At 53.1% G+C, this 25877-nt stretch carries 23 protein-coding genes, 1 tRNA gene and 2 pseudogenes; 14 read left to right on the top strand and 12 right to left on the bottom strand.

Going from position 1 to position 25877, the window contains the following annotated elements; genetic code table 11:
- Window positions 1-19 precede the first annotated feature (19 nt).
- The 3 genes from nadD to CJ187_RS03910 are packed head-to-tail and all read left to right on the top strand — an operon-like array spanning window position 20 to window position 1657.
- A complete protein-coding gene (nadD, locus tag CJ187_RS03920; protein ID WP_102215661.1) occupies window positions 20-643 on the top strand; it encodes a nicotinate-nucleotide adenylyltransferase in 624 nt (207 codons plus the stop codon).
- 28 nt (window positions 644-671) lie between these two features.
- On the top strand, window positions 672-1046 hold the full coding sequence (gene rsfS / locus CJ187_RS03915; RefSeq protein WP_233187266.1) for a ribosome silencing factor: 375 nt from the start codon (window positions 672-674) through the stop codon (window positions 1044-1046).
- Window positions 1043-1657, top strand: coding sequence for a histidine phosphatase family protein (locus CJ187_RS03910; protein WP_102215662.1), 615 nt, complete (start codon window positions 1043-1045; stop codon window positions 1655-1657). The genes rsfS and CJ187_RS03910 overlap by 4 nt, the downstream gene beginning before the upstream one ends.
- Here CJ187_RS03910 and CJ187_RS03905 read toward each other — a convergent pair.
- The 4 genes from CJ187_RS03905 to CJ187_RS03890 all read right to left on the bottom strand — a co-directional run bounded on the left by CJ187_RS03905 (window position 1646) and on the right by CJ187_RS03890 (window position 6273).
- A complete protein-coding gene (locus CJ187_RS03905) occupies window positions 1646-2419 on the bottom strand; it encodes an ABC transporter ATP-binding protein (protein WP_102215663.1) in 774 nt (257 codons plus the stop codon). The genes CJ187_RS03910 and CJ187_RS03905 overlap by 12 nt on opposite strands.
- Complete coding sequence (locus CJ187_RS03900; protein ID WP_233187267.1) at window positions 2416-3396, bottom strand: FecCD family ABC transporter permease; 981 nt, start codon at window positions 3394-3396, stop codon at window positions 2416-2418. Before CJ187_RS03900 ends, CJ187_RS03905 begins: the two co-directional genes overlap by 4 nt.
- A gap of 20 nt (window positions 3397-3416) precedes the next feature.
- Window positions 3417-4544, bottom strand: a complete 1128-nt coding sequence (locus CJ187_RS03895; RefSeq protein WP_233187268.1) for an ABC transporter substrate-binding protein — start codon at window positions 4542-4544, stop codon at window positions 3417-3419.
- Window positions 4545-4794: 250 nt separating this feature from the next.
- A complete protein-coding gene (locus tag CJ187_RS03890; protein WP_158237690.1) occupies window positions 4795-6273 on the bottom strand; it encodes a catalase in 1479 nt (492 codons plus the stop codon).
- 174 nt (window positions 6274-6447) lie between these two features.
- On the opposite strand from CJ187_RS03890, the gene CJ187_RS03885 reads away from it, so the two are divergent.
- From CJ187_RS03885 to CJ187_RS03835, 11 genes and pseudogenes are all read left to right on the top strand, one after another.
- Complete coding sequence (locus CJ187_RS03885; protein ID WP_102215665.1) at window positions 6448-7095, top strand: MptD family putative ECF transporter S component; 648 nt, start codon at window positions 6448-6450, stop codon at window positions 7093-7095.
- A 23-nt stretch (window positions 7096-7118) separates the two neighbouring features.
- Entirely contained in the window at window positions 7119-7991 is an 873-nt protein-coding gene (locus tag CJ187_RS03880) for an energy-coupling factor transporter transmembrane component T (RefSeq protein WP_158237691.1), read from the top strand.
- 95 nt (window positions 7992-8086) lie between these two features.
- The gene (locus CJ187_RS03875; protein ID WP_158237692.1) at window positions 8087-9667 is read left to right on the top strand and encodes an ATP-binding cassette domain-containing protein; all 1581 of its coding nucleotides are present in this window, start codon (window positions 8087-8089) and stop codon (window positions 9665-9667) included.
- Entirely contained in the window at window positions 9660-11447 is a 1788-nt protein-coding gene (locus CJ187_RS03870; protein WP_102215668.1) for an ABC transporter ATP-binding protein, read from the top strand. Before CJ187_RS03875 ends, CJ187_RS03870 begins: the two co-directional genes overlap by 8 nt.
- Complete coding sequence (locus CJ187_RS03865; protein ID WP_102215669.1) at window positions 11444-13207, top strand: ABC transporter ATP-binding protein; 1764 nt, start codon at window positions 11444-11446, stop codon at window positions 13205-13207. Before CJ187_RS03870 ends, CJ187_RS03865 begins: the two co-directional genes overlap by 4 nt.
- A gap of 31 nt (window positions 13208-13238) precedes the next feature.
- The gene (locus CJ187_RS03860) at window positions 13239-13943 is read left to right on the top strand and encodes a TetR/AcrR family transcriptional regulator (protein WP_146003030.1); all 705 of its coding nucleotides are present in this window, start codon (window positions 13239-13241) and stop codon (window positions 13941-13943) included.
- A gap of 182 nt (window positions 13944-14125) precedes the next feature.
- Window positions 14126-15121 (top strand): FecCD family ABC transporter permease, encoded by a 996-nt coding sequence (locus tag CJ187_RS03855; RefSeq protein WP_102215671.1) that lies wholly within the window; start codon window positions 14126-14128, stop codon window positions 15119-15121.
- Complete coding sequence (locus CJ187_RS03850) at window positions 15118-15924, top strand: ABC transporter ATP-binding protein (RefSeq protein ID WP_102215672.1); 807 nt, start codon at window positions 15118-15120, stop codon at window positions 15922-15924. The genes CJ187_RS03855 and CJ187_RS03850 overlap by 4 nt, the downstream gene beginning before the upstream one ends.
- Window positions 15925-15959: 35 nt before the next feature.
- A complete protein-coding gene (locus CJ187_RS03845; RefSeq protein WP_102215673.1) occupies window positions 15960-17042 on the top strand; it encodes an ABC transporter substrate-binding protein in 1083 nt (360 codons plus the stop codon).
- Window positions 17039-17299 (top strand): annotated as a pseudogene (locus tag CJ187_RS03840) (enolase N-terminal-like fold-containing protein); the annotation flags it as partial. The gene CJ187_RS03845 and the pseudogene CJ187_RS03840, both read left to right, overlap by 4 nt.
- Window positions 17288-17794 carry a Rossmann-like domain-containing protein gene (locus CJ187_RS03835; protein ID WP_269843578.1) on the top strand — a complete coding sequence of 169 codons (507 nt, stop codon included), beginning with the start codon at window positions 17288-17290 and terminating at the stop codon, window positions 17792-17794. The pseudogene CJ187_RS03840 and the gene CJ187_RS03835, both read left to right, overlap by 12 nt.
- A gap of 670 nt (window positions 17795-18464) precedes the next feature.
- Here CJ187_RS03835 and CJ187_RS03830 read toward each other — a convergent pair.
- The 8 genes and pseudogenes from CJ187_RS03830 to ahpC all read right to left on the bottom strand — a co-directional run bounded on the left by CJ187_RS03830 (window position 18465) and on the right by ahpC (window position 25563).
- A complete protein-coding gene (locus CJ187_RS03830) occupies window positions 18465-19685 on the bottom strand; it encodes an MFS transporter (RefSeq protein WP_158237693.1) in 1221 nt (406 codons plus the stop codon).
- Between the two features lie 6 nt (window positions 19686-19691).
- Window positions 19692-20093, bottom strand: coding sequence for a hypothetical protein (locus tag CJ187_RS03825; RefSeq protein ID WP_146003031.1), 402 nt, complete (start codon window positions 20091-20093; stop codon window positions 19692-19694).
- On the bottom strand, window positions 20086-20682 hold the full coding sequence (locus CJ187_RS09480; protein WP_434737342.1) for an N-acetylmuramoyl-L-alanine amidase: 597 nt from the start codon (window positions 20680-20682) through the stop codon (window positions 20086-20088). The genes CJ187_RS03825 and CJ187_RS09480 overlap by 8 nt, the downstream gene beginning before the upstream one ends.
- Window positions 20679-21175 (bottom strand): annotated as a pseudogene (locus tag CJ187_RS03815) (phage holin family protein). Before CJ187_RS03815 ends, CJ187_RS09480 begins: the two are co-directional and overlap by 4 nt.
- 985 nt (window positions 21176-22160) lie before the next feature.
- Window positions 22161-22233 (bottom strand) — tRNA-Ala (locus CJ187_RS03810).
- A 47-nt stretch (window positions 22234-22280) separates the two neighbouring features.
- The gene (locus CJ187_RS03805) at window positions 22281-23177 is read right to left on the bottom strand and encodes a LysR substrate-binding domain-containing protein (RefSeq protein WP_102215679.1); all 897 of its coding nucleotides are present in this window, start codon (window positions 23175-23177) and stop codon (window positions 22281-22283) included.
- 185 nt (window positions 23178-23362) lie between these two features.
- Window positions 23363-24925: an alkyl hydroperoxide reductase subunit F gene (gene ahpF, locus CJ187_RS03800; RefSeq protein WP_102215680.1), complete on the bottom strand. Its 1563-nt coding sequence runs from the start codon at window positions 24923-24925 to the stop codon at window positions 23363-23365.
- Window positions 24926-24999: 74 nt separating this feature from the next.
- Window positions 25000-25563, bottom strand: a complete 564-nt coding sequence (gene ahpC / locus CJ187_RS03795) for an alkyl hydroperoxide reductase subunit C (protein ID WP_102215681.1) — start codon at window positions 25561-25563, stop codon at window positions 25000-25002.
- Window positions 25564-25877 lie beyond the last annotated feature (314 nt).

The following is a 25877-nucleotide window of genomic DNA, read 5'->3' as shown; positions in this document are numbered from 1 at the left end:
GAGGAAAGCGTCGAGAGCTATGGAATACGCTGCAAACACAAGGGACGGTGGGCAAGTGAACCGCCCGTCGATCGGCGTGATGGGTGGCACCTTCGATCCGATTCACCACGGCCACCTCGTGGCTGCTTCAGAGGCGATGGCCGTGTTTGGACTAGACCAGGTGGTGTTCGTCCCAACCTCGACGCAACCATTTAAAGCCGGCCGCCGCGTAACTTCACCGGAGCACCGCTACCTCATGACTGTGATTGCGACGGCCTCAAATAACCGCTTCACCGTTTCGCGCGTTGATATTGAACGTGGGGAAACCACGTACACGATCGACACGCTGCGGGATCTGCATAACCAGCGTCCTGACGCAGACCTGTACTTCATTACTGGTGCGGATGCGTTAACGCGGATTTTGGAATGGAAAGATGTGGATGAGCTGTTTCAGTTAGCGCATTTTATTGGGGTGACGCGCCCGGGCCACGAATTGGGAACACAAGGACTCCCTGCTAGTAAAGTGTCTTTACTGGAAGTGCCGGCAATGGCCATATCATCTACGGATTGTCGGAAAAGAGTGAAAGCCGGTAAACCGGTGTGGTACTTAGTACCTGACGGGGTTGTACAGTACATTCAAAAGTACGGACTCTATAAGAGTTGAACCGAGTTTTAGGAGATATGGATCGTACGTGGAGCTTGAACGGGCAACAGTAGATTTAGTTACCGAACTGGCGGCGGCTGCGGAAGAAATGAAGGCAATCAACCCCGTAGCTATCAACGTGGGGGAGCGCACTGCATACTGCGATGTGTTCCTAATCGTTTCAGCAGACAACGAACGACAAGTGCGTGCGGTTACCCGTGCTCTAGTGGATCGGGCAGTGGAGCTCGGTTGGCGCAGGCCCAGTGTGGAAGGCGCCGAGGAAGCCCAGTGGGTTCTACTGGATTTCGGGGTGGTAACTGTGCACGTGCAGTTGGATACGCAGCGCGAATACTACGGGTTGGAACGCCTGTGGGCAGACTGTTCGCGTTTACCATTTGCACAGCCCGCGAAGGTGGGCGCGTGAGCACTCGCATTATCTTTATGCGCCACGGGCAGACGGATTACAATGCGGCGGGGCGAGTTCAAGGCCAGATTGATATTGCTTTGAACGAAGTGGGTAAATCCCAGGTGCGGGCTGCAGCTGCGCGGGTGGCGCAGTTGAAGCCGGATCGGATTATTTCTTCCGACCTATCGCGTGCCGTTGACACCGCGCAGGGGGTGGCGAACCTCTTGGATGTGCCCGTAGAAGTCGATAAGCGGGTGCGAGAACGTGCTTTCGGTGTGTTCGAAGGCATGAGTGGTGCGCAGATGCAGGCAGATTATGGTCCGTGGTACTCTCAGTGGCGGTCAGAAGGAGAATGCGCGGACGCGGGGATTGAATCGCGCCGCGACGTAGGCGAGAGGTTTGCGCAAGCGGTTTTGGAGGCCTCGCAAACTCCGGGTACGTACTTGTTTGTGTCGCACGGCTCTGCGATTGTGCAGGCGATGACGTGCCTACTTGGTTTAGATCCGCACGAGTGGGCGGGGTTACGCGGGCCAGATAACTGCCACTGGTCGATTTTGGTTCGCGGCGATCGGCCTCCGCATTGGCGCCTGTTGGCGCACAACTTCGGAGTTGGGCAGTTAGAGGGTTGAGTCTTTAACGTACGGTAGCGCTCGTCCTTCAACGCGGGTGATCCCAAATGGGATGCCGTACAGTTGCGTGAGGTTCTGTGCCGTCAGCGTGTTTTCCACCGGTCCTTGCGCGAGGATATGGGCGCCGCCCAGGAAGATAGTGCGCCCGCCCAGTACGGGTACGGTTTCGGGCGCGTGCGTGGTGAGCACGATGCTTTTGTTTTCCTGCTTCGCGAGCTCAGACAGCAGTGTGGTGAGCCGGTGCGCGTTCGCTGGGTCCAGGTCCGAGGTTGGTTCGTCGAGGAGTATGAACGGGGTGCGTTGGCACAGTGCGGTGGCTAATAGGACGAGTTTGCGTTCTCCGCCCGAGAGCTCATTGAAGTAACGGTACGCCAAGTGACGTACCCCAAGTTGCGAAAGTGCCTGCAGTGCCTCTTTGCGTTCACTCGCGCCGGGGGCGTGTAAGTATTGCAGTCGGGAAGTGGTACCCATGGTAACAATTTCGATTGCTTGAAACGAAAAGGTGACGCCCAGGGCTTGTGGGATGTAGGCAACCTGCTGGCTGAACTCCCGGGCTTTCCACTTGGATACTGGATTATTACCCAAAAGCACTTGCCCTCGGCTGGGTTTTAGGTGCCCTACCAGTAGTTCCATAAGCGTGGACTTACCTGTTCCGTTCGGCCCGAGGATACTCACGCATTCGCCACGCTTGATGTCTAAGTTAATGCCCTCTAAAACAGTGGGGCCGCCGTAGCTGAAACTCACGTCCCTCATGCGAATCATACGAACCGGATCTTTCTGCGAAACACGAGTAGTAAGAACAGCGGTAGGCCAACCACGCCGGTTAACACGCCTACGGGTAGTTCACCGGCTATCAGGGTGCGGGCAAAAAGGTCGATGAGCAGCATAAATGAGGCACCTAAAGAGATGGATGCGCCAAACACCGCGCGCATTTGTGGCCCCACAATCATGCGTGCGTAGTGGGGGACGACGATACCGACCCAACCGATCACGCCGGCGATTGAAATGCACAGTGACGCCAAGGCAGAAGCCATGATTAGCGCAATAGTGCGGTCGCGGCGTACTTGCACGCCAACGGATTGGGCGAACGTTTCATCGACGCTGATGACGGTCAGGCGCCACAGTAATCCGGCGATGAGCACGAGAATGAGGATGTAGGCGGGCAAAGTGGTTTTGAGGCTATCGGGACCAATCGAGGCGATGGAACCCATGAGCCAGAAAATGATTTGGGGCAGTTTTTCGTATGGGTCTGCAACGAACTTGATTAGAGCTGTGAGGGATGCGAACAGTGCGCCCACGAGGATTCCCGACAGTATCAGTGCGCTCGCGTTACCGCGCGAAGTGGAGGCGAATAAAAAGGTGAGTCCGACGGCAATTAAAGCCATGACGACGGCGCTGGCTTGAACGGCGAGTCCGCTTCCGAGTGTGAGGATCGCTAGGGCAGCGCCGAATCCGGCGCCGTTGGATACGCCCAGGGTGTAGGGCGAGCACAGTGGGTTGCGGAAAACTGCTTGGTAGATTGCGCCAGAGACCGCGAGGCCTGCTCCGACAACGACTGCTCCGAATACGCGCGGTAGCCGCACTTGGGTTAGCAGCGTGTATGCCTGCGGGTCCGCTGCATCTTGAGCGAATACGAGGTCGATGATTGAGCGCCAGATGGTGCCCGGGGCAATGTGGTATTTGCCCACACCGGCGCAAATGGTTGCAAGCACGAGTGGCAGGGCTACGAACCCTGCCACTGCGCTTATGCGCCTAACGCTCAATCTACTTTGCCTTTGAACTCCACTCCGTAGAACTTGCTGTAGAAGTCCTGAGCGCGTTCTTTAACGTAGTCGGCGCTAACTTTGTCTGGGTAGAACTTGTGAGCTAAGAATAGTTCACCAAGTGCCATCGAATCGGTATCGGGGTTACCCCACGGTTTCGTCCAGTATGGCGCTTCGATTACGTTACCTTCTTTCACGGCCCGCAGCGCTTGCCACTTCGCGTCGTTCTTTACGGATTCAAGTACCTCCGGGTAACGGTCCTGGACGATCACGTAGTCCGGATCCCACTTGACAACTTGTTCAAAGTTGTATGGTTTGTAGCCTTGAATGTCGTCTGCAGCAACGTTCACAGCGCCTGCGCGGAGCAGCTGGGCGCCCACGTATTTGTCGTTTCCGTAGGTTTGGTCACCTTCGTTGGCGACGAATACTTTGACCCGCTGGTCGTCGGGTACTTCTCCGACTGCTTTTTCAACGTGGTCGCGCGAGTCTTCAACGAACTGCCACAATTCTTTCGCCTTATCTTCCTTGCCTGTTAGTTTACCTAGCGTTTCAACGCTCCACTTGAGCCCGTCGGTGTACGCTTTGTCAGAGTTCGCCAGGCGTGGGTTCTGCGCTTCTTTCTGCTTCCCTTCGGCACGCAGAGAAACGGTCGCGTAGGGAATCTTCAAGGAGTCTAGTTTCTTGAGGTCCTCAGGGTTCGCCTGGGAAGCGACAATCACGATGTCTGGTTTGAGGGCCGCGACTTGCTCAACGTTCATGGATTTTAAGTCGCCGGGCGTGGGGAGGTCTTCAACTCCGGGGAAGACGTCTTTCATGTAGTCACCGAGGTCGCGTTCCCATTTTGCTTCGGTACCCACCACTTTGTCTTGCGCTCCCAGCTGAGCCAGAATGTCGAGCGAGTGGTGTTGCAAGACGACCATGCGGTCAACGGGAGCTTTGACTTTAACTTCGTGATCGGCCTGGTCGGTGAATGCTATTTCACTTTTCGATGTCTGCGCTGAACTGCTGGTTGCAGAGGGGCTGCTGTCTGCTTTGTTATCCGTTGAGGTTGTGCAGGCCGCCATCGTGAGTGTGAGGGTGATGGCACTGAGTGATGCGATGGATAAGCGCTTTAAATTCTTCAACTATCTTTCTCTCAAAAACGGGTGGAAACGTATTTTCCCACGCAAAAGCGTGATAATTACCCTAGCACACATGAATCCGGGGGCCGCGTTGGTGCGCCTGCCCCCGGACTCATACAACCGCAGCAGAGTGAGCCTGCGTCGCTATATACAGCGCCGGCTTCGCGCTGGCTGCAACCTTACTTGGTTTGCTTGTATTTGGCGCCTGCCCACGCACTATTTATTTTGCGTGTATTTTGCATTTGCCAGCACGTTACTTATTCTGCGTGTATTTTGCTTCGATTTTCTCTCCGGTTTCGGTGTCAATGTGTTTCCAGTAGTCGATCGCTTGGCGGGCAACGTGGTCATCGACCCCGTCGAGTAGCATTCCGCTGACGGTGTCGACCAGGCGGGTGCGCGCGGCCTCGTCCATTACGTTGCGCACGAGGTCGTGTGCTTGCCCCCAGTCGTCATCTTCTTCGTGCAGTGAGTACGCGGCTCGCACAAGTTCACCGTCCGCTTCCCAACCGTTGTCAACCGGGCCCTGTTCGTCTTGGAACGCGCGTTCGTACGAGTTCGGAGCGTATACGGGCGCGTCTCCGGAGTGGAAGAACTGCATCGCTCCTTCTTTGTCATACGAGTTCGTGTTCACGATCGGCCGGTTAACAGGTAGTTGGTTGAAGTTCGTGCCCAACCGGTTGCGTTGCGCGTCGGGGTAAGAGAATACACGGCCGAGCAGCATCTTATCGGGGGAAACCCCGGTTCCCGGCACCATGTTCGAGGGACTGAACGCCGCCTGCTCGATCTGCGCGTAGTAGTTCACGGGGTTTTGGTTCAGAGTAAAGTGACCCACCGGAATGCGCGGGTAGTCTTTTTGCGACCAGGTTTTAGTGAGGTCAAACGGATTAAACCGGTAGGTCTTCGCTTCTTCGTACGGCATGATTTGCACTTCGAAACGCCACGTGGGGTAGTCGCCGCGAGCAATGGCGTCGAACAGGTCTTGCCGGTGGAAATCAGGGTCGGTTCCCGCTAGTTTCTCGGCTTCTTCGTTGGTGAGTCCTTCAACGCCCTGTTCGGTAAGGAAATGGTATTTAACCCAGTAGCGTTCCCCCTGCTCGTTGACCCACATGTAGGTGTGTGAGCCGTAGCCGTTCATGTTCCGGTAAGTCTTGGGGATTCCGCGGTCACCCATTAGGTAGGCAACTTGGTGCGCGCTTTCGGGGGAGAGAGACCAAAAATCCCACTGCATGTTGTTCGAACGCAGCCCGGAGTCTGGGGTGCGTTTTTGCGAGTGGATGAAATCGGGGAATTTCATGGGGTCGCGCACGAAGAAGATGGGCGTGTTGTTGCCGACGAGGTCGAAGTTTCCATCCTCGGTGTAGAACTTGAGTGCGAATCCGCGAACGTCACGCCACGTGTCGGGCGAACCCTGTTCTCCAGCGACGGTTGAGAACCGGGCGAGCATTGGCGTTTTCGTACCCGGTTGGAAGAGTTTGGCTTTCGTGTATTTAGACACGTCGTGCGTGATAGTTAGCTCACCGAATGCTCCGGCGCCTTTAGCGTGAGGGCTGCGTTCGGGAATGCGTTCGCGGTCAAAACGCGCAAGCTTTTCTACTAGTGCTACGTCGTGTAGCAGTAGTGGGCCGTCTGGTCCGACACTGAGGGAGTCCGCGTCGCTTTCCCTTACCGCACCCGTTTCAGTTGTGGATGGTTTCTTGGGATCGTGCTGTTCCAGTCCGTCGAATCGTTTCATGGTCCGCTCCTCCTTGACGCTGTTTGAAAACGATGCTTTTCCACTCTAACCGCCGAAAGGTGTGGGCGCTCTTCGAAGCTTTAGATATGGACTCCGTAACTCTCGCTGGACTTAATTAAGAATGGCATTCTGTGTTAGGGTGGCCTTATCTAGATTTGATCCTGGAGGATAAACATGACTCTCCCAAAAACTGAATCCGCACAAGGCTCAAATGGAGCACGCATCTTAAAGGGTAGTGATTCCACATCGCTGGTGCGGTACCTCGTGAATATTGGCGTATTTGCCGCCCTATACTTCGTGATTTTATTTGCCACCGGAATGCTCGGGGTCTTATCGCCCGCGGGAAGCTTGGTGGGGTGGAGCATCGGTCTGATAGCGAATGCTCTGGTCATAACCTTGTTTATGGCGCGTACTCCAACCGTGTGGGCGCTTGCTGTTCTAGGGCTATTAGTGGGCTTACTGATGGTGGTTACAGGGCACTCGTTCCTAACCCCACTTACTTCCACGATCCTAGGATTTGTGGGTGGCCTAGTGGCAGCTACTGGTGGTTTTGCCAACCGAACTAAAAACTCCCTTGCGTACGCTGTCTTTTCACTTTGGTTAATTGGGCCGCTTCTACCAATGTTTTGGGATCGGTCCGGATACTTGAAATACATAGAAGAATCCATGCAGAACCCAGCGTACGCGAAAGCGTGGGGCGCTTTGTTTACGAACACCACTCTTATCATCTGGACCTGCGTAGTGTTCGCGCTGGCCCTGGGATCGGGTTACTTGGGGAACAAGATGCTGGGCAAGCATTTTCGACGCGCTGGCCTCGTCTAAGGCAAATGGACGGGCCTCGTCTAATGCAGATACAGACAATGGGCAAACCGGGCGCTACGGCAATGCAGCGTAAACACCGGGGTGGGGCAAAAGCGAACACGAGCAGTCAGGTGGACCCTCGAACGGGCATTATCCTGCTCGCCGCAACTAACTGGGTCGCGTGGCATCCGCAAAGCGCAACATTCATTCTTGTGCTGGTCGCATGCGCATTCGCCGCGGCAATCGGATTCACCGGCAGAACTGGGGTTGCGCTCGGGCTTGCGGGCACATACTTTGCTTTGTTGGGCCTGCGGTATCTTCCACTAGCTTGGCCTAACCTTTTAACCCACGTTTTGGGAATTAGCGCGTACTGGAGTTTGAAACTACTACTTGCGCTGCTGAGTGCAGTTTGGTTCCTCACCGCGATCCATATTTCCGATCTTGTTGAAATTTTGCACCGACTGCGTGTTCCGATCCGCGTAGTTGTTCCGTTCGCGGTGTTATTCCGATTTCTTCCAGTGGCTTTTGGGCAGTTCAAGCTGGTTTGGCAGGCGATGCAGCTACGTGGATATACCGGAATAGCACTAGTTACGCACCCGGTGCTCACTGCTGAACGAGTAGCGGTACCTGCGCTAGCAGCGGCGGCGCGTTCGAGTGATGATTTAGCGGCTTCTGCTTTGCTGCGAGGCGTCGGTGCCAATGCGCGGCCCACCCCGGTGCGAGTACACCGGTTTCAGCTTTCCGACGCGGTGCTGCTTGCGATTACCGCGGCGATAGTTGCGATAGTGCACACGGAATATTTGAACGTGGACGAGTATCTGCATTCCGTGCTAATGGGCGGGTCTGCCCATGCATTAGTTGGCCAACCATGTCTTGGGCTTGGAGTTGGGCTCGGGCTTGGATTTGGAGGGGTTTGATGCATCCGAGGCTTTCAGCATTAACGTCGTTTTTGCGGGCAAGCAACCTACGCCGAGGCAAAAGCAACATTGCGCTTCAGACCAGTGCCACTCATATGTTGGATAATGACCAGTGCGCAACCGACGACGCCGCTTTTGAAAGTTTTTATGAGGGAGTTGGCCGAGTCGGTGAGCGAGTAGTGTTGCGCAACGCTGGCTTCAACTACTTGCACGGTGGAAGAAATGAATGCGCTGTGCAAGACCTAAATCTAGCTTTAGAACCCGGCTCAACCACTCTTCTGTGCGGTGCCTCAGGTTGCGGAAAGTCAACGGTCTTACGGATGGTGACCGGGTTGGTTCCACATTTTTACGCGGGAGAATACTACGGTTATGTAAAGATCGGCGAAACTGATGTGGCAACCACCCCACTTGTGAACGCCGGGAGAATAATCGCTAATGTCGCGCAGAATCCTAGACGACAGTTCTTCACCACTGATGTTGACTCGGAACTCGTATTTGCTCCAGCTAACTACGGTTGGGGCCTGGAGAGAATCCAACAAACCGTGGGAACTGCTTGTGAGTTGATGGGCATAAACAGTTTGCGTGCTAGCTTGCTTTCTCACCTGTCAGGTGGTCAACTGCAACGCGTTGCGTGCGGTGTTGCGCTTGGGCAAGACACTCCGGTTGTGGTTCTCGACGAGCCCACGTCGAATCTAGACGAAGCAGCAATCTCTCAACTGCGGCGCACACTCGATCTTTTGCGGAAACTGGGGAAAACGGTGCTGATTGCCGAGCATAGGGTCCATTATCTTAACGGGCTTATTGATACGGCGGTGTACCTGCAAGACGGTCGGGCGAAAGCTACGTATACGGGCGAAGAGTTTTTCGCGCTGTCCGATAAGAAACGTAAGCAGTTAGGCCTACGGAGTTTGGAGTGCGTTGCCCTGCAACGCTTGCCTGCGGCGCAGTTTGATCAGCCACAGCGGTCAAAAAAGAGCTTTTCACGCCAACAGCCCTCGAACCTGGCCACCCCCGCCACAAAAGGTGGTCTGCTGCTAAAAGGTCTGATTGTGAAGATCTCGCGCAGAAAGAACATCACCTACCCGCAAATGTTTTTTCCAGCCGGTGCGGTAACGGCAGTTACTGGTCCAAATGGGGTTGGGAAAACGACGTTAGCTAACGCGCTGTGCGGTTTCAAAAAGATCTGCAAGAAAAGGGGTGACACAGAAGCAGTGCGAGTACTCGTAGGTGTGGATGGTCAATGTAGGTCATTGCATAACTCTGATTGCTTCTTAGTGATGCAAGACGTTGGCCACCAGTTGTTCGCATCCCGCGTGGACAATGAGGCACCAATCGGGGTTCTGCAGTCTCTAGGGTTAGCAGACCAGGCTGCTGCCCACCCGCTTTCCCTATCGGGTGGGCAGCAGCAACGGCTTGTGATTGCAACAGCGCTTGCCCAGGATTGCAAGGTTTTGATATTTGATGAACCCACGTCGGGGGTGGACTACAGGCACCTGCAGTCAGTAGCCACAAAAATACGTGAGTTAACGAACGAAGGAAGAGTCGTCATTATCCTCAGCCATGATGCGGAGTTTATTAATGCATGCGCCGACTACCGAATAGATCTGGCGCCGTCCGGGTCGTCCAGGGGTAAGAAGAAAACATGCACCGGTTTGGAAGGAAACAAGCATGAGTGACAATGCTGCACCAATTAGTCTCAGGGGTGGTCAAAAAGCGCTAAAAAAAGTGCTTGCGCCAATCTCGAAGCGGATCCTCGTAGCAAGAGTTTTAGCGATGGTGGCAGCAGTCCTGGCGGTAGCTCCCTACGTTGCGCTGGTGGAACTTGGGAACGTGTGGTTAAACGGCGCAGACACATCGCGCGTTAAGCCTATTCTGTTTTGGCTCCTAGCTGCGTTCTCATTGCGCCTAGGGTTTTATTTTGGCGCGTTGGTTATAACACATTTCGCGGATCTAAAACTAGGGTATCTATTGCGCAAACAGGTGGTAGATCGGCTGGCTAGGGCGCCACTAGGGTGGTTCACGGAAACAAATTCCGGGCGGGTACGCAAAAGTCTGCATGATGACATCAAGCAGATCCACCATCTGGTAGCACACGCACCCGTAGAGATGACTACCGCAGTGATACAACCTGTGCTTACGCTCGCCTACGCATTTTTTCTGGATTGGCGATTGGGACTTTTAGCAATCTCAACCATCCCAGTTTACGCGGTGGTTATGGCGTATGAAACCCGCGGAATGGGAGATAAAACCATGCAGATGGATACCAAGCTCGCTCGCATCAGCACAACCATGCTCGATTTTGTAGCGGGAATTACGGTAGTGAAAGCGTTTGGCAGAACAGGGCAGGCCCACAGGCAGTACCGGGAAGCCACTGAGGAGTTCAGGAGATTTTATATAGGCTGGTGTGGTCCGCTGATGAAGATCGCATCGGTGGGGGAGGCTGTAGTTTCAGTTCCGCTGATTCTTGCGATCAACCTCGCGGTTGGAGCCGCGCTGATCACTGCCGGGTGGGTTGAGCCGGCGCAGGTCATGGCCACAACCTTGATTGCACTGCTGCTTCCGCGAACTATAACGATTTTCGCGACCCTTAATTGGTCGTATCAAACAGCAGGTGCGGCGGCCTATCGGATTGTAAAACTGCTTAACACAGAGCAGTTACCCTCGGTTGAAACTGGTAACACTGCGCATGCGTACGACGTTGAGTTCAAAAGTGTCACCTTTGGATATGCGGGTGAGGATGATCCAGATCCAGCTGTAAAATCGTTTTCTTTGCGTATTCCTCAAGGTAATGTAACAGCACTAATTGGGCCGTCTGGTTCAGGCAAGTCAACAGTTGCTTCTTTGCTTGCAAGATTCTTCGACGTCCAAGCCGGGGCGGTGTTTATCGGTGGGGTTGATATTCGCCAGATGGATACTCGCGCGCTGTATAAAACAGTGGGGTTTGTTCTACAGAATTCGCAGTTAGTGCGTGCTTCGATTCGAGACAACATTTCGCTGGGCCGTCCGGAAGCGGTATTTGAAGACATCGTGGCGGCGGCGAAAGCCGCAAATATTCATGAGGAGATAGTCGCGCTTCCCAACGGGTACGACACGGTATACGGCGATGAAATCCAACTTTCAGGTGGGCAACGGGGCAGAATAGCGATTGCTCGCGTGCTGCTCATGGATACCCCGATCCTCATTTTGGACGAGGCCACGGCATATACGGATCCGGAGGCGGAAGCACAAATACAACGAGCACTCACTCGGCTAGCAAAAGGACGCACCGTGTTGGTTATCGGACATAAACCTGAGGTCATTAAAGGAGCTGACCAGATTGTAGTGCTAGACAACGGTTGTATTGCCGCCTGCGGTACACACCAAGAACTTAGTAGTAATAGCAACTACCAAAAGCTCATGAGGCAGTCTAGTCACGCAAGGCAGTTTATGCACCCACGCGAAAGGATTACGCAGTGAGTATCGTTGAACGGTTCACGAATGCTACGGTCCCGCTGGGGATACGCCGAACCATCCGGCATGAACCGACGTTGCAATACACGACGTTAGCTAGTGTGCTGCTGGGAATAGTAGAGGGAATTGGGCTTTTCTTACTGGTTCCTAGCGTGAGTGCGCTCGTGTCTAACAACTCGGTGTGGGGTTTGCGCACAGGTGGGTGGGTGATAGTGCTTGCTGTGCTCGCAGTGGTTGGGTTCGCATTGCAGTACTCGCGTTCTCAGTTTGCGTATAGACTTGCTTTACGTTTTTTTGAGTTGATGCACGTGCGCATTGGACAGCAGGTTGCCCGTGTTCCCCTGGGATGGTTCAAACCTGGGGTGGCGGCACGGCTGTCACGCGCGGTTTCGTCTGAGTTAATGCAAACGGGGCAAATTGTTGCACATGTGGCGGCACCACTACAGACTGCGCTAGCGGCTATTTTTACGCTCACAGTCGCCACCTGGTTTTGGAACCCGTTGATGGGGCTAGCGATGACTATTGCGATTTTGATATTTGTCGCGCTCACCCAAGTAAGTGTGTACTTAGGGCGGATGGGCTTTCAAAGTAGGGAACCTCGCGAAGCAGAGTTGAGCGCGCGCATTGTTGAGTTCGCTACATGTCAACCACTGCTTCGCGCGTCTGGGCAGGCTGACCGTTTCCAACCACTTGCAAACGCTAACCGAAGTTGGTGGAAGACAAGTGTGCGGGCACTTTGGTTACAAACGGGCGGACTCGCAGTTTCGGGTGTGGCGGCGCAGCTCGTGGTTATTGCGTTGATTTCTTTTAGTGCTCTAATGGTTACGCACACAACTATGGCAGGTGTTGCCGGAATTGGCTTCATAATTGTGGCGTTGCGGTTTATGGAAACTTTGTCCGCTGCTTCAGAGGGGTTTATTAGCATGGAGTCCACCCGGGAGCCGTTAAAAGCCATTGAGGCAGTTTTTGCGGCAAAGCCAATGCCACAACCTCAAGAGAATGCGCCATTGTCTAAGCCCGGAGAGGCTAAACTCGAACACGTAGATTTTGGATATAACCCGAATAACTTGGTTCTTCGAGATATTAATATTGAGGCGCCACGCGGGTCAATGGTTGCCCTGGTGGGGCCCTCGGGATGTGGGAAAACTACCACGGCCATGATAATTGCAAGATTCTATGATGTAAATCGTGGGCGTGTGCTGGTAGGGGGCGAAAGTGTTCGGGACCAACCTATCGAGCAGTTGATGCAGCAGATCTCCATGGTGTTCCAAGATGTGTACCTGTTTGATGACACTTTAGAAGCAAATATAGCTATCGGAAACCCAAGTGCGAACACGGAAGAGATACAACGGGTTAGCGAGTTAGCGGGAGTGGGGGAGATTGTTCGGCGGCTCCCTCAAGGGTGGAAAACCCGAGTTGGGGAAGGTGGTAAACGCCTCTCAGGTGGAGAACGCCAACGCGTATCAATAGCACGTGCACTATTAAAAAAGGCTCCCATTGTGCTCTTAGATGAGGCAACTAGCTCACTGGATCCAGAGAATGAGTCGAATATCGTCAAGGCTGTGGAGGAACTCCGGAAGACATCTACGGTAGTTGCCATTGCCCATAAACTGCACACCATAGAGACCGCAGACAGAATCTACATGTTCACCCCAGATGGTCGTATCGACAAAGCCGGTACCCACAGTGAACTGATGCGAACTTGCCCACGGTACGAGTCGTTTTGGAAGGCGCGGGAGGATGCCACGGGGTGGCGCCTAGTGTGAACTAGAGGTGGAACAAAGCGATAATAAAAGTGTGAGACCAAAATGTGAAGCCACGAATCCGGGTATCGGACCAACAAAACGGTCGCAAAACTCGTCGCAGCTAGCGGCAGTTACCGCGAGACCGGGGCCGAAACCCTCATTTTCTAAAGATGATGTTGTGAATGCGGCTCTCAAGATGAATCTACACGAGTTCACCATGGCACAGCTTGCACGCACCGTTGGGACAGTACCATCAGCGCTCTACCGCCTATTTGCCTCGCGCGACGCGGTCTTAACTGCCTGTCTGGATAGGATCGCCGAAAACATGGATTTAGGCCGCATCGGTTCGGGTTCCACACCGAGAAACCAAAGTACCTCAATAATATTGAAAGAATACGCTGAGGTGTGTTGGCGAACAATGGAACAATACCCCGGCCTGTCGCAAGTGCTTACAAGCAACCCGAATGCCCCAAGAAGTATCAGTGAGCCAATGGAAAAACTGATAACTAACCTTACGAAACGTGGTGTGAGTCGCGGGCAGGCATTATTCGCCTTGGACTTCTTAGGTGATCTAGCAATCTCAACTCATCTAGCAATTCAACCGTATCGGCAGATGGACGCGGCTCAGCAGCGTGAGCACAGGCGACGTGGGGGAACCTGGGCGATGCGCAGCTACTGGCTGGACCGCGGAAGCTACGATCAAAAAGTTGATTTTGTGATCCGCGGTCTAGAAAGTGACTGGCCCGAAATGGAGTAGTGAGCGAATCGACAGAGCCTTCAAAGCCTTTGCAATATCCTGCTAAAGTTAATACTCAAGACGCAGGTGCGGCTGAGAATGGCTGTGCCCGCGGTAATCTACGTTCCGAAAGGGCAACCTAGAGCCAACGTGCGCTAGATTGCAGAGCGAGACTAGCGAATACAGGGGTAGAAGAGCTGATCATGTACCGCGCCCGGACTGCATTGGTGTGGGTCAGCCCGGTCATCGTGTTCATGCTCGCTTTATCCGTGGGCCGTTACCCGGTGAGCCTCGGATCCCTATACGACGCAACTAGCGCATATCTAACCGGTGCTCCGATGGACGCCGGTCAGCTTGCACTGATCCGCGTGCGCCTTCCACGTGTGCTCGTCGCCATGATTGTTGGGGCAGCGTTATCTTCCGCAGGCGCGGCGTTCCAAGGCTTGTTCCGCAACCCCGTGGTCTCACCAGACTTGTTGGGCGCTTCGTCCGGTGCTTCCTTCGGTGCTGCGCTCGCAATTTTCGTTGGAATCTCCAGCCTGGGCATACAAGTTGTCGCATTCACGTTCGGACTGCTGGCCGTGATAATAGTAGCTACCCTCAACGGACTGCTCGTGCGCCGCGCTAACACAATTATCACCCTCATCTTGTGCGGTATGCTCATCGGCAGCCTGTTTAACGCCTTTGTTTCACTGTTGAAATTCGTAGCTGATACCGAAACAAAACTACCGGCCATCACGTTCTGGCTGATGGGTTCGCTCGCGGGCACGCAGCTCAGTGACTTAAAAATTCTGTGGTTATTTGTGCCCGTAATGCTTGTCCTCCAACTGGTGAGGTGGAAGATTAACCTCCTCTCTCTTGGCGATGAGGAAGCGAAAATGCTGGGGGTAAACGTGGCTGTGTACCGGTGGCTAATCATTGGTTGCGCCACGCTACTGACCTCACTTTCAGTTGCAGTGAGCGGCAATATTGGGTGGATCGGTTTGGTGGTGCCACACCTGGCGCGCATGCTGGTGGGGTCTAACTACGGGCGGCTCATGCCCGCAACTATTCTGCTAGGGTCTTCATTCTTACTGCTTGTCGACACGGTTGCTCGGCTTTTGTTCACCGTCGAGGTGCCGCTCGGTATCCTCACCGCGATTGTGGGCGCACCCTTTTTCTGCGTCCTGTTGTTCCGCGCGCAAAAGGGGTTTGTATGATTATTAAAGCGCGCGAACTAGTGTGCGGATACAAGCCTGGGCACCCAATTATTGGCCCCATTTCCCTCGGGATTAAACGCGGATCAATCACCTGCATAGTTGGGCCAAACGGGATCGGTAAGACCACTTTGTTCAAAACCCTCTTGGGCCTGCTGAAACCTCTTTCGGGGAGTTTTGAAGTAAGTGGCAAGGATGCGTCGCAATACTCGGCGAAAGAATTTGCACGTAAAGTCGCGTATGTACCTCAAAGTCATATTCCACCATTTCCATTTACGGTCGAAGATTTTGTGGTTATGGGTACGAACCCACATTTGAATGAACTGGCTTCGCCTGGGGAAGAAGAGTTTGAGGTAGCGCGCCGCGCATTGGCGAACATGGGGATTTCGCATTTAGCTAAGCGCGATTACACGCAGATCAGTGGGGGAGAGCGGCAACTGGTTGTGATTGCCCGCGCGTTAGCACAACAGGCGGAGCTGATCATGATGGATGAGCCAACTGCGAGTCCGGACTTTGGGAATCAAGTGTTGGTTCTGCAGCGGATTCAACGGTTGAGCGAATCTGGGTACACGATTATTTTTATTACCCATGATCCGACGCAGGCTTTCACAGTTGCAAACGAGGTTGTGGCGTTGGGGCGTAATAGCTTCGTGCAGGCCGGTAACCCTAGTGCCGTACTGACCGAAGCGACTTTGAGTGATCTGTACGGGGTGGACGTGCAGGTAGCGGCGATCCCCGTGCAAGGCGCGGGCGTTACTACAAATGTTTGTATTCCAGCACAGTTAACGAGAGGAAAGAGGAGATGAAGTTACACTGAAAGTGGCGGCAGATAGCCGCTCTTATGGCCGGTTTAGCCCTAGTGGTGACTGGCTGCGCATCGAGTGGTGGTGGTTCGGAGAGTTCGAGTTCACCGCAAGCTAGTGAATCCGTGTCGGATACTTACACGTTCACGGATTCTACGGGTAGGGAAGTGGAACTACCTAGAAATATTGAGCGCGTGGCTAGTGGCGGCCCGCTTGCAAATATCATGTTGTACGCGGTGAAACCCGAAGTGATTGTGGGTTGGTCGAAGAAGCCTTCGAAGGAAGCTCGCGAGTGCATGGATAAGAAGTACTGGGATCTGCCCGAGTACGGTAAGTTCTACGGTAAGTCCGGTGACTTTAACCGCGAGGCGTTGATGGCTGCCAAACCACAAGTGGTGATTGACGTTGGCGAGTGGGATGAGGACTACAAGAAGGATCTGGATAAGCTGCAGGAGCAGATCGGGATTCCGGTTGTCCTAATTGATGGGAATATTAAAGAGAATCCGTCTGCGTTCCGAACCATGGGTAAGCTGTTGGGTGAAGAAGAACGCGGGGAAGAACTCGGTAAATACTCCGATGAGGTTCTGCAGGATGCGCAGGATCGGGTGAAGAAGATTAAGGACCACAAGAAGGTTTATGTGGGTGAACGCGAAGATGGTTTGTCCACGATTCTTGCGGGTACGATTCACGCTCAGATTTTTGAGATGGTTGGCGCCGACGTGGTGGCCACACCGGAGGTGGCGAATAAGCAGCAAGGTGGCGGCACGGTCTCGTTAGAGCAGGTGCTTGCGTGGAATCCGGATGCAATTTTCTTTGGGCCCGATTCGATTTATGAGTCGGTTGCGAGTGATCCGACTTGGAGCGGGCTTAAAGCTATTCAGAATGGGGATTACTACAGGATTCCGGATACGCCTTACAACTGGGTGGGCCGCCCCCCAGGGCCGAACCGTCTGATTGGGATCCGCTGGGTTGGGAACATGCTTTACCCGGACGTGTTTGATTACGACATGGAGAAAGAGGTTAAGCATTTCTACAAACTCATGTATCGTCACGATTTGACGGATGAGGAAGTGGCGGACCTGTTGGGTGATTCAGATTCGCATGAGGAGAAGGCTGCATGAGTAACCCGTGGTACCTGTACGATCGCCTGCTGGAACCGATCGGTGACAGTGTCACGGTTGAGGATTACCAGGTGGGGCGTTCATGGACGCAGGTTCATACGAGTGAAGGTTCTGTTGGGCTGGCGATGAACACGGAGTTTGGGACGCGCCCGTAGTTAACGGCCGATGACTCGTTAATTGGTAAGCCTCTGCGTTCGGTTGCGGAACTTGTGAAGAGTTGGAATGCGCCCGAAGCTTCGGTGGGAATGGCGGCAATAAACGCTTGGTATAACACACCTGATGCGTTGAAGTCGTTTACCCCACATCCGAATGCTCGCGAGCATGATGCGTTTGCTGTGTACGCTCAGGACATTGTGGACAAGCGGGTGGCGGTAGTGGGGCACTTTCCGGGAGTTGAGAACCGATTGAGTCAAGCTGGTGAGCTCACCGTGTTGGAACGTAAACCGTGGCAAGGTGATTATCCAGACCCGGCATGTGAATACGTGCTCGGCAACCAAGATTACGTGTTCATTACTGGGAGTACGTTTGCGAACCGGACGGCGCCGCGTATACTGCAACTTGCTGAAAATGCGTGGGTAGTGATTATGGGGCCTACTACTCCTTTGGCGGCCGTTTTATTTGAGGAAGGAGTGGATGGATTATCCGGACTCGTGGTGAGTGATCCGCAGAAACTTAAGAAGTCACTGCGCGGCGTTGGTGGTTTGAGTCATTTCGACGCTGGTGTCACGTACGATGTTGTGAAACCACGATAGTTGTGTGAACGCGAAGACTCCCGCTTGGCTAAGTAGTTGCAGCTCAGTTAAGCGGGAATCTCTTAACGGCGATATTAGCTTGGGTTATTCCAAAGTGCTTGTCTATCGTCAATATCCTAGCGTTGGATAACTGATTGTCATTATTCTCAACTAAGACACTGACAATATTTGCGGTTGTCGAATAGTGAGACCCCACGATATGCATTTCAACGGAATCACCCAAACTTTTGGGCGGGCTCCCCGCGTAACTTCTACAAGCTCAAGGAACCGCCCGCAAACCTCTTAAGCATGCTTTCACCTAACCGGTCGTAGCTGCTTCGAAAATACAATTACTACATCGGAACCACGTAATCCCGGCAATTACTTGATTCTCAAAGTAATTCCAAACCCACGTATTTATATCCAAATGAGCCCCTAAACAGTTGCCTTCACGCTACTATGGATACTTTTGTGTAGCGGGGGTAGTTTTTCGTGAAAGGGGTGCACTTTCCACGCAGAAGAATAAACAGATATAGGCCCACACTGAAACGAGACAATCAGTACTGAAACTCTTCGATTGGTCTTTGAAACGGAAGATTATGCTCGATTTCAACCGCTCTGTTTCCGACAATGGATGTCACTCATTGATAAGCCCAAGGGTGCGATCTCTTAGCAAATCACCGTGGTTGCCTCAGCGGCCTATCGAAGCAGCCTGATCATCACCCTTGATAAACGCTAGTGCCACCAACGCTGGGATAACGGTCAGAGCTAGAACAATAAGATATGTCGCTACGTGACCGTCCTTAATCAATAGACCTGCCAGCAGAGCAGAAATAGATGAGGCGCCTAAAAAGACCAGGTCGCCAATAGAATCTACGCGCGAGAGGTGCGCATCATCCGTGACATACTGACTCAGCGTACCCGAATAAATAAATAAGCCAACCCAGCAGAAATCTAGAAAAAATAAACCTGTCGATGCCAAAAATACAGAATTAACAGTCGAGTACGTACCGAGGATAGCGCCGACACCAAGGAGGGAGACCAGAAGGACAGCACGATACTCCTTCAAAGGGATAAAGCGTTCGAGCACGATAGACGCAATAATTCCTCCTACGCCAGAAGCCGCCATGGTGAAACCGACTTGCCATGGACTGAGTCCCATATGGACCCCGAGATGAACAACAACACCAAACGCATAACCTGCAGTTGTTGCCCCCAGGGCAAAATGTACTGCCATCATCGCAACAAGTGTGCGGCTCTTGACTACATACCCGACACCTTCCCGAATATCGTTGGCAATAACAAGAAGCGAGAAATTCTTTGCCTTTTCACCTTCACGGGGCGTCGGCTTATCTGGAAGCCTCGAATAAATTGCGCCATTGAATAATGACAATACTGCGGGCACAAACAGGGCGTATGCTCCACCAAGAATTCCCACTAAACCACCTGAAATCGATGGTCCACCGATCGCAGCAACTCCCTCTATCGTCTCAACTCGAGAGTTAAATTTCAGCATCGCCTCGCGCCCCAAAACCTGGGGTATATAACCTGAACTCGCAGCAACACCGAATTGACTTGCGACACCACGAACGACCCCTAAGGCAACCGTGATCGCCATATTCGCAACCCCACCCAATAGCAGGCTCCCCAGCACCGTCAGGCAAAAACCTTCAACGAGATACCCCGCAAAAACAATTTTCCTCCTAGGTAACCGATCAGCAACTGCCGCCAAAGGCAATGAAAGGAATAACTGAGTCATCAAGGTGACGCCAGCAAGAGTCGATGCCAATGCGATCGAACCTGTCGCATAAAGAAAAGCTAACGGAAGCGCGAGTTGCGCAATAGCATCACCAATCAAGTTTATCAGCGTCGTACTGTATAACTTACGAAACAGGGCGTTCTCAGAATTCAAGATTCTTCACCTCAATGGCATCATTAAAGCAGCTGCGCGTAAACGAAGACCACATGATACAGGAATAGAGGCTGAAAGTTCTTCACAAACCATCCTGTAAATATCGTAATGGTACCGCTCTCGTGGCGGCCAAGAGCGTAGCCTCCGCAGCGTATCTTCATAAATAAACTGTTCACATTCGATAAGGTCATCCAGCTTTTCGTTTCTAGAGTCATGCTCATCAATTTCTGCTGCCATAAGGTGCACACGAAGGTGGGAAATTACATCTTCTCGGCATGCCGCCCCATGCCTGAGTGCCAAGGCGATTTTAAGACGGCTCGTACTCAGAAGTACTCGCTCTTCAAAGGGCAAATTAAGCGGAGTCCAAAGGTCTTTAACCAGCTTTTCATACCTTGAATCTTCATTCATAGCCCAAACCACATTTCCATCTTAAAAATGATTTGGTGATACGCTCCGCGAGAACACGATGGCCGTCAATGTTTCGCGCAACGGGACCAATCGCAGCTTTTGCATTTGCACCAATTACGTATTCTCGCTCACCGATAGACGAGTCTATACTGCGCAACGATTCACGTGGTATGTCTCCGTTTGGTTCAAGACCAAGACATAGGATAACGAAATCATATTTACTCAAATCCAGACTTACCCCATCCACACGCTGCGGCAGCTTCATTCCGCACCAGAGGCACCACCGCCCATCAGGGTCAGCTTTTACTGTTGGTTCGATGCCGATGGAGGTGGTGTTGGTGGCGAAGTAACCTGCATGCCAGGCAGTATCGCAGTCCCATACGAGTTGGCTGATTGTGCCGTCGGACTGCACTTGGTAGTGGGTGGACGCGGGACGGGTTTGCCACACGTCGTAGCAGCTCCTAATGGTGAAGTTGCCTGCGTTGTGGTGGATGATGACCTTATCGATCCGCCTACCGTTTCGGCCGTGTGTGTAGTGTGTGTTCATGATGAGGTAGATGTCGGCCTCAAGGGTGTTCCAATTCTTCATGACTGGTTCTCCTTTGTGTTTTCAGTGGTTGAGGGTTCGGTTAGGGAAGGTCGGGTTTCGGCTCGGTTAGCGATCGCGTCCAGTGCGGTGCGCATCTGGACTGGGACGGGTAGGCCGAGGCAGGTGGCGTTCTCGACGAGGGAGATACCTTCGTTGGACAGGTAGAAAAAGATGACCGCTGCCCTCAAAATTCCTGGGGTACCGAGGATGTGGACGTCGATGAGGTGTGCGAGGCCGACGAGGGTGAAGATGAGGATCTTGCGGCTGATGCCCCGGAAGTCGACGGAGCTGGAAGGCGGCGTTCATTGATGGCGACGAGGACGCCGGTGGTGTAGTCGGCGATGGCGAAGACGATCAGGGCGTAGACGAGGCCGTCGAGGCCTCCGAGGTAGGCAAAGCACAAGCGATCCGCACCACCCGAGCCCAACCACAGAAACCTTGACACCAGACAAGGAGAACTCGCTGAACTGGGACACCACCCAAATGTGTTCATCGAAGACGACAACCTCGAATAAGTAGGCTCAGATGCTCAAGCACGTAACGCATATTTCGTCCTCCATCAAGAAGGACTCATCAACGCAGCTTGTCTTGGACTTAAAGCAAGATTCGACTCGAACATTCGCTCGTATCAGACAAAGAAGCCATCGCCGCCAAAGCCGCGCGCAAAGCTACACGCTCTGCCGAAGAACTCAAGCTCAAACAAGAAGCGAGCCGGTGGCGGCACAAAGCTGACGACGCCGGGAATGACTACCGGGCCGAACGCAACCACCTTCATAAGGAGTCTGACGAATACCCAGACAATGCCCACAGTGTACTCAACGCGAGCGAAACTAGGCGCGAACTATTCACGATCAGCTGGGAAGCGCACTGATCAAGTCTCGCCACGAGAGATTCTGCAGCGGTGACCGATTTCTTTATACAGCTGCAGATCACCAGATACTGCTGACAAATAACGCTTGCACTCGGATATGCCGTTAACGAGGAATTAAAAGTAGTCAATTTGCGAGTTGTCGGAAGCTCGTGTTTTCGTTCAAACCACCACTGTGTATTGAAAATCATCGGCTTCGCGGTTATACGGAGAATGACAATCCCTCGTCTGTTTCATTTTATGAGTTCATATTGCACCAATAAATTTTAACAATCGATAATTGGCATATCTTGCTATATCTTGAGCGGCGAGTGGGTTCCTTCTTGCTGCAAGTGATAAAACTGGCTGTGTCGCCTTTCCACCCCGAACCTTTCGGCGGCACCCAAACTTTTCGGCGCAAGCCACACTTTTTGGCACTACCCCCTTAAGTACTATTCCCGACCCCAGCGAAGCGCCCAAAAGCCGATCGAGAATCCTCTCCCGTGCCTGTTCCAAGCTTCTTCGGAAACACAACAACCCTCTCGAATTCCTTGTTCTACTAGGTAAAACTCGGAACCGGAGGGGTTCATTTCGCACTCACACTTTTGTACCCAGAGTGGCGTGCAGGCGGTGGAGCTAAGGGGATTTGAACCCCTGACCTCTTCCATGCCATGGAAGCGCGCTACCAACTGCGCCATAGCCCCGCGTACAGCAATAAACTATATCGGATCACAAACCGCGTAACCAAATCTTAGACTGTGTTAACACTCACCTGTTTTATTTCCTCAGCGATCTGTCGGATCACGGGTTCAAGAGGGGAGGATGAACGCCAAACTAACCTTAACTTCCGAGTGGGTTGGGGATCTTCGAAGCGGATCAGATGCAACGAGTCAGGCTGAATAAACGGAGGTTTTACCGACAACTCAGGAAGTAAAGTAATTCCCGCTCCCGATGCAACCATGTAACGAAGTGTTTCCAGTGACGTCGCAGCAAATTGGGCCTGCCTAGCGCCCACGTGTTGACACGGCGCCCACGAATGGTTCCGCAAACAATTGCCTTCCTCAAGCAACAAAATAGTTTCCCCACGCAGTTCCTCAAGGGAAACAGGTTCTTTCAGGCAAGCTAAACGATGTGAATCCGGCACCGCTAGAACCAAGTTTTCTTCAAATAGAAACGAGGAAGAATAGCGGGGGTCTTCAACCGGATCCGCCACAATCACCGCATCAAGACCGCCCACAGCAAGCTGGTTAAGTAGCGTAACCGTTTTCTCCTCCACGAACTGAAGTTGCGCATTCGGTATGCTCTTATTCAGCCGAGGCAGCAGATGCGGAAGTAAATAAGGAGCAAGAGTGGGGAAAATGCCAATGGAAATACGTGCCGCCCACGGATCTGCCCCCCGATCCGCCGCGTCTCTAATGTGAGTCAAGTCCGACAAAACGTGGCGTGCATACGCCACGACCTCCCGCCCAACGGGCGTGAAAAGAATCTGCGAGCCACAGCGCTCCACCAAAGCCGCACCCAAATCAGACTCAAGCTTACGGACCTGAGTTGACAGCGTAGGTTGCGACGCTCCAGCGGCAGCAGCTGCGCGGGTGAACGTGCCCTCATCCGCCAAAGCAACCAGGTACTCCAAATCTCGCAGATTCATTTCACAATCCCTAAAACAACAATCGAACTAAAACCCGCCGCGATAGATCCGTGCGGAACCGCAATCGTGCCTCATGCTTAGTCCTGAGGTACCTTGCTCGCTCAGCGCAAAAACTACTCATGGGTACTTGGCTAGCTCAGCGCACAAAACCACGAACGGGTACTTGGCCAGCGCGGCAAGCGTATCTAGTTAGCAGTGTGGCGGATAGAGTAATCAAACGCTCCCAGCGCGGCTGTTGCTCCAGCACCGAGCGCAGTTAGGATCTGCTTATACGGCGTATCCGTGCAATCCCCAGCGGCGTAAATGCCTGGCACAGACGTCGCTCCCGTGCGGTCCACCTTGATTTCTCCGCGACCATTCAACTCCAGAACTCCTTCAAGCCACTGCGTGGAAGGCACCAGGCCGATTTGAATGAACACACCATCTACGTCCAAACGGTGTTCTTCCTGCGTTGCCCGGTCTAAATACGTAAGTCCGGTTACCTTCGAACCATCACCGTCAATGGAGGTTGTTTGAGCGCCCGTCACAAAATCAATATTCGACCGTTCGCGCGCGCTCTTTTGCAAAACCTCGTCGGCCATCAGATGGTCTGCGAACTCAACTACCGTAACGTGCTTCGCCACGCCCGCAAGGTCAATCGCAGCTTCAACCCCAGAGTTACCACCACCAATCACAGCCAGGTTCTTCCCCTCAAACAACGGTCCGTCGCAGTGCGGGCAGAACGAAACTCCCTTGTTGCGGTACTCAGACTCTCCGGGAACCCCAAGAAGTCTCCACGACGCACCGGTTGCCACAACTAGATTCTTCGCTTCCAGTGCACCCCCAGCTGCGGTAGTTACCTTATGAAAACCGTTTTCTTCAGCTGGCGTTAACCCAATTGCCTCATGCGGGGCGTAAACGTCGACATCGTAGTGCCGTACATGTCCCTTCAGGTCTTCCGCAAGCTGAGGTCCAGTGGTTGCGATTGTGGGCACGAGGTTCTCAATGCTCATCGTGTCGAGCACCTGTCCGCCTTCGCGTTCGGCAAGAACCGCTGTGCGTAGGCCCTTGCGGGCACTGTAAATTGCGGCGGACGCACCTGCCGGACCACCGCCGACGACGAGAACGTCGTATGGTTGCGCATTGTTCATCTCTTCAGTTGCCCGGGACTGCGCATCAGTGTCGATCAGGGCGATGAAGTCATCCACGGTCGCGCGGCCTGAGTGGACCATTTCGTCACCTTCGAACACCGCTGGAACAGACATTATGTTGCGTTGTTCAACTTCGTCTTTAAACGCTCCACCTTCGACGGTGGTGTGTGAAATCAACGGGTTAAGCACAGAGATCATGTTCAACGCCTGAACTACATCTGGACAGTTCTGGCAGGTGAGGGACATGTACGTTGTGAACTCGCGAGGGGTTTTAACCGCCTGGATGGCCTCCACCTGCTGGTCCGTTAGTTTCATTGGGTGCCCACCGACGTGCAGCAGTGCTAGCACAAGCGATGTGAACTCGTGTCCCAGGGGGATACCTGCGAATGTTACGGCTACGTCAGAATCGTTACGGCGAATAACAAAAGATGGGGTGCGACGCATTGGCTCTTCAGCGATAGAGACGAGCTCGCTCTTATCAGCAATCTCTTGGAGCAACTCCCGCATCTGCGTTGACTTATCGCCTTCATCCAAAGAGGCAACGAGCGTGATCGGTTTGCGCAGGTTTTGTAGTACTTGCGCCAGTTGGGCGGATAGTTGGGGATTTAGAACACTCATTAAAAGTCCTTTTCGTTAGTGTTGGCGGCCCTTTCGGGGCCGCCAACACGTGTTTTCCAATGGGGTGGAAGGTCTTAGATCTTACCTACGAGATCGAGTGACGGCTCGAGTGTCTCTTCGCCCTCTTCCCATTTCGCAGGGCAGACCTCACCCGGGTGAGCCGCAATGTACTGCGCTGCCTTTACCTTCCGAACTAGTTCTGCTGCGTTACGCCCAATCCCTTCTGAGGTAACTTCGAAGAATTGGATTGTGCCTTCTGGGTCGATGAGGAAGGTGGCGCGGTCTGCGAGGCCTTCTTCTTCCCGCATGTTCTCGAAGTTGTTGGTGACTATGCCGCGTGGGTCACCAATCATCGGCCACTTGATTTTACCGATAGAGTCTGAAGATTCATGCCACGCCTTGTGGGTGAAGTGCGTGTCGGTAGAAACGGAGTAGACCTCCACACCGAGTTTTTGTAGTTCGTCGTAGTAATCAGCGAGGTCAGATAGTTCCGTTGGGCAGACGAATGTGAAGTCTGCTGGGTAGAAGAAGAAGATTGCCCATTTTCCAAGCACGTCTTCTTCGCTTACTTCCACGAATTCCCCATTCTTGAACGCTTGCGCGGTGAATGGTTTGATCTTCGTGTTCATCAGGTTCATTACGATCTCCTTTTGGAAACTCTTACCTTTTTAGAAACTAATATCTGTAAGTCGCTTGCCCTTTTGAAATCCTCAAGCAACCCCATTATTGGTCATAGCTATAGAGAAAGCAAATACCATCAGATGCGTGAATACGTACTGGTCAAGACCTGTTCTGCAGGTAGGTGTGAGGTGCTCGCATGAATATAGGTAAGCCTCGTTGTCATCGCATTTAACTGTTTGTGTTGTGAGTTACATTGCTTATTGTTTGAGTTCGCTTTCAGCTGACGCGCCTGAGTTTTTGAATTTGCAGCGGGGTTATTGCTGGGCTGGGT

It is taken from the genome of Gleimia hominis (assembly GCF_002871945.2).
Taxonomy (GTDB): Bacteria; Actinomycetota; Actinomycetes; order Actinomycetales; family Actinomycetaceae; genus Gleimia; species Gleimia hominis_A.
The sequence above is the reverse complement of the archived record's forward strand: the minus strand, read 5'-3'. Positions and strand labels throughout refer to the sequence as shown.

Coding starts and splice junctions, on each gene's coding strand:
- nadD (WP_102215661.1), top strand. CDS start 20: ATGGAATACGCTGCAAACACAAGGGACGGTGGGCAAGTGAACCGCCCG.
- CJ187_RS03905 (WP_102215663.1), bottom strand. CDS start 2,419: ATGATTCGCATGAGGGACGTGAGTTTCAGCTACGGCGGCCCCACTGTT.
- CJ187_RS03890 (WP_158237690.1), bottom strand. CDS start 6,273: ATGAAACGATTCGACGGACTGGAACAGCACGATCCCAAGAAACCATCC.
- CJ187_RS03885 (WP_102215665.1), top strand. CDS start 6,448: ATGACTCTCCCAAAAACTGAATCCGCACAAGGCTCAAATGGAGCACGC.
- CJ187_RS03880 (WP_158237691.1), top strand. CDS start 7,119: ATGCAGATACAGACAATGGGCAAACCGGGCGCTACGGCAATGCAGCGT.
- CJ187_RS03875 (WP_158237692.1), top strand. CDS start 8,087: ATGTTGGATAATGACCAGTGCGCAACCGACGACGCCGCTTTTGAAAGT.
- CJ187_RS03870 (WP_102215668.1), top strand. CDS start 9,660: ATGAGTGACAATGCTGCACCAATTAGTCTCAGGGGTGGTCAAAAAGCG.
- CJ187_RS03855 (WP_102215671.1), top strand. CDS start 14,126: ATGTACCGCGCCCGGACTGCATTGGTGTGGGTCAGCCCGGTCATCGTG.
- CJ187_RS03850 (WP_102215672.1), top strand. CDS start 15,118: ATGATTATTAAAGCGCGCGAACTAGTGTGCGGATACAAGCCTGGGCAC.
- CJ187_RS03845 (WP_102215673.1), top strand. CDS start 15,960: ATGGCCGGTTTAGCCCTAGTGGTGACTGGCTGCGCATCGAGTGGTGGT.
- CJ187_RS03835 (WP_269843578.1), top strand. CDS start 17,288: ATGGCGGCAATAAACGCTTGGTATAACACACCTGATGCGTTGAAGTCG.
- CJ187_RS03825 (WP_146003031.1), bottom strand. CDS start 20,093: ATGAATGAAGATTCAAGGTATGAAAAGCTGGTTAAAGACCTTTGGACT.
- CJ187_RS09480 (WP_434737342.1), bottom strand. CDS start 20,682: ATGAAGAATTGGAACACCCTTGAGGCCGACATCTACCTCATCATGAAC.
- CJ187_RS03805 (WP_102215679.1), bottom strand. CDS start 23,177: ATGAATCTGCGAGATTTGGAGTACCTGGTTGCTTTGGCGGATGAGGGC.
- ahpF (WP_102215680.1), bottom strand. CDS start 24,925: ATGAGTGTTCTAAATCCCCAACTATCCGCCCAACTGGCGCAAGTACTA.
- ahpC (WP_102215681.1), bottom strand. CDS start 25,563: ATGAACCTGATGAACACGAAGATCAAACCATTCACCGCGCAAGCGTTC.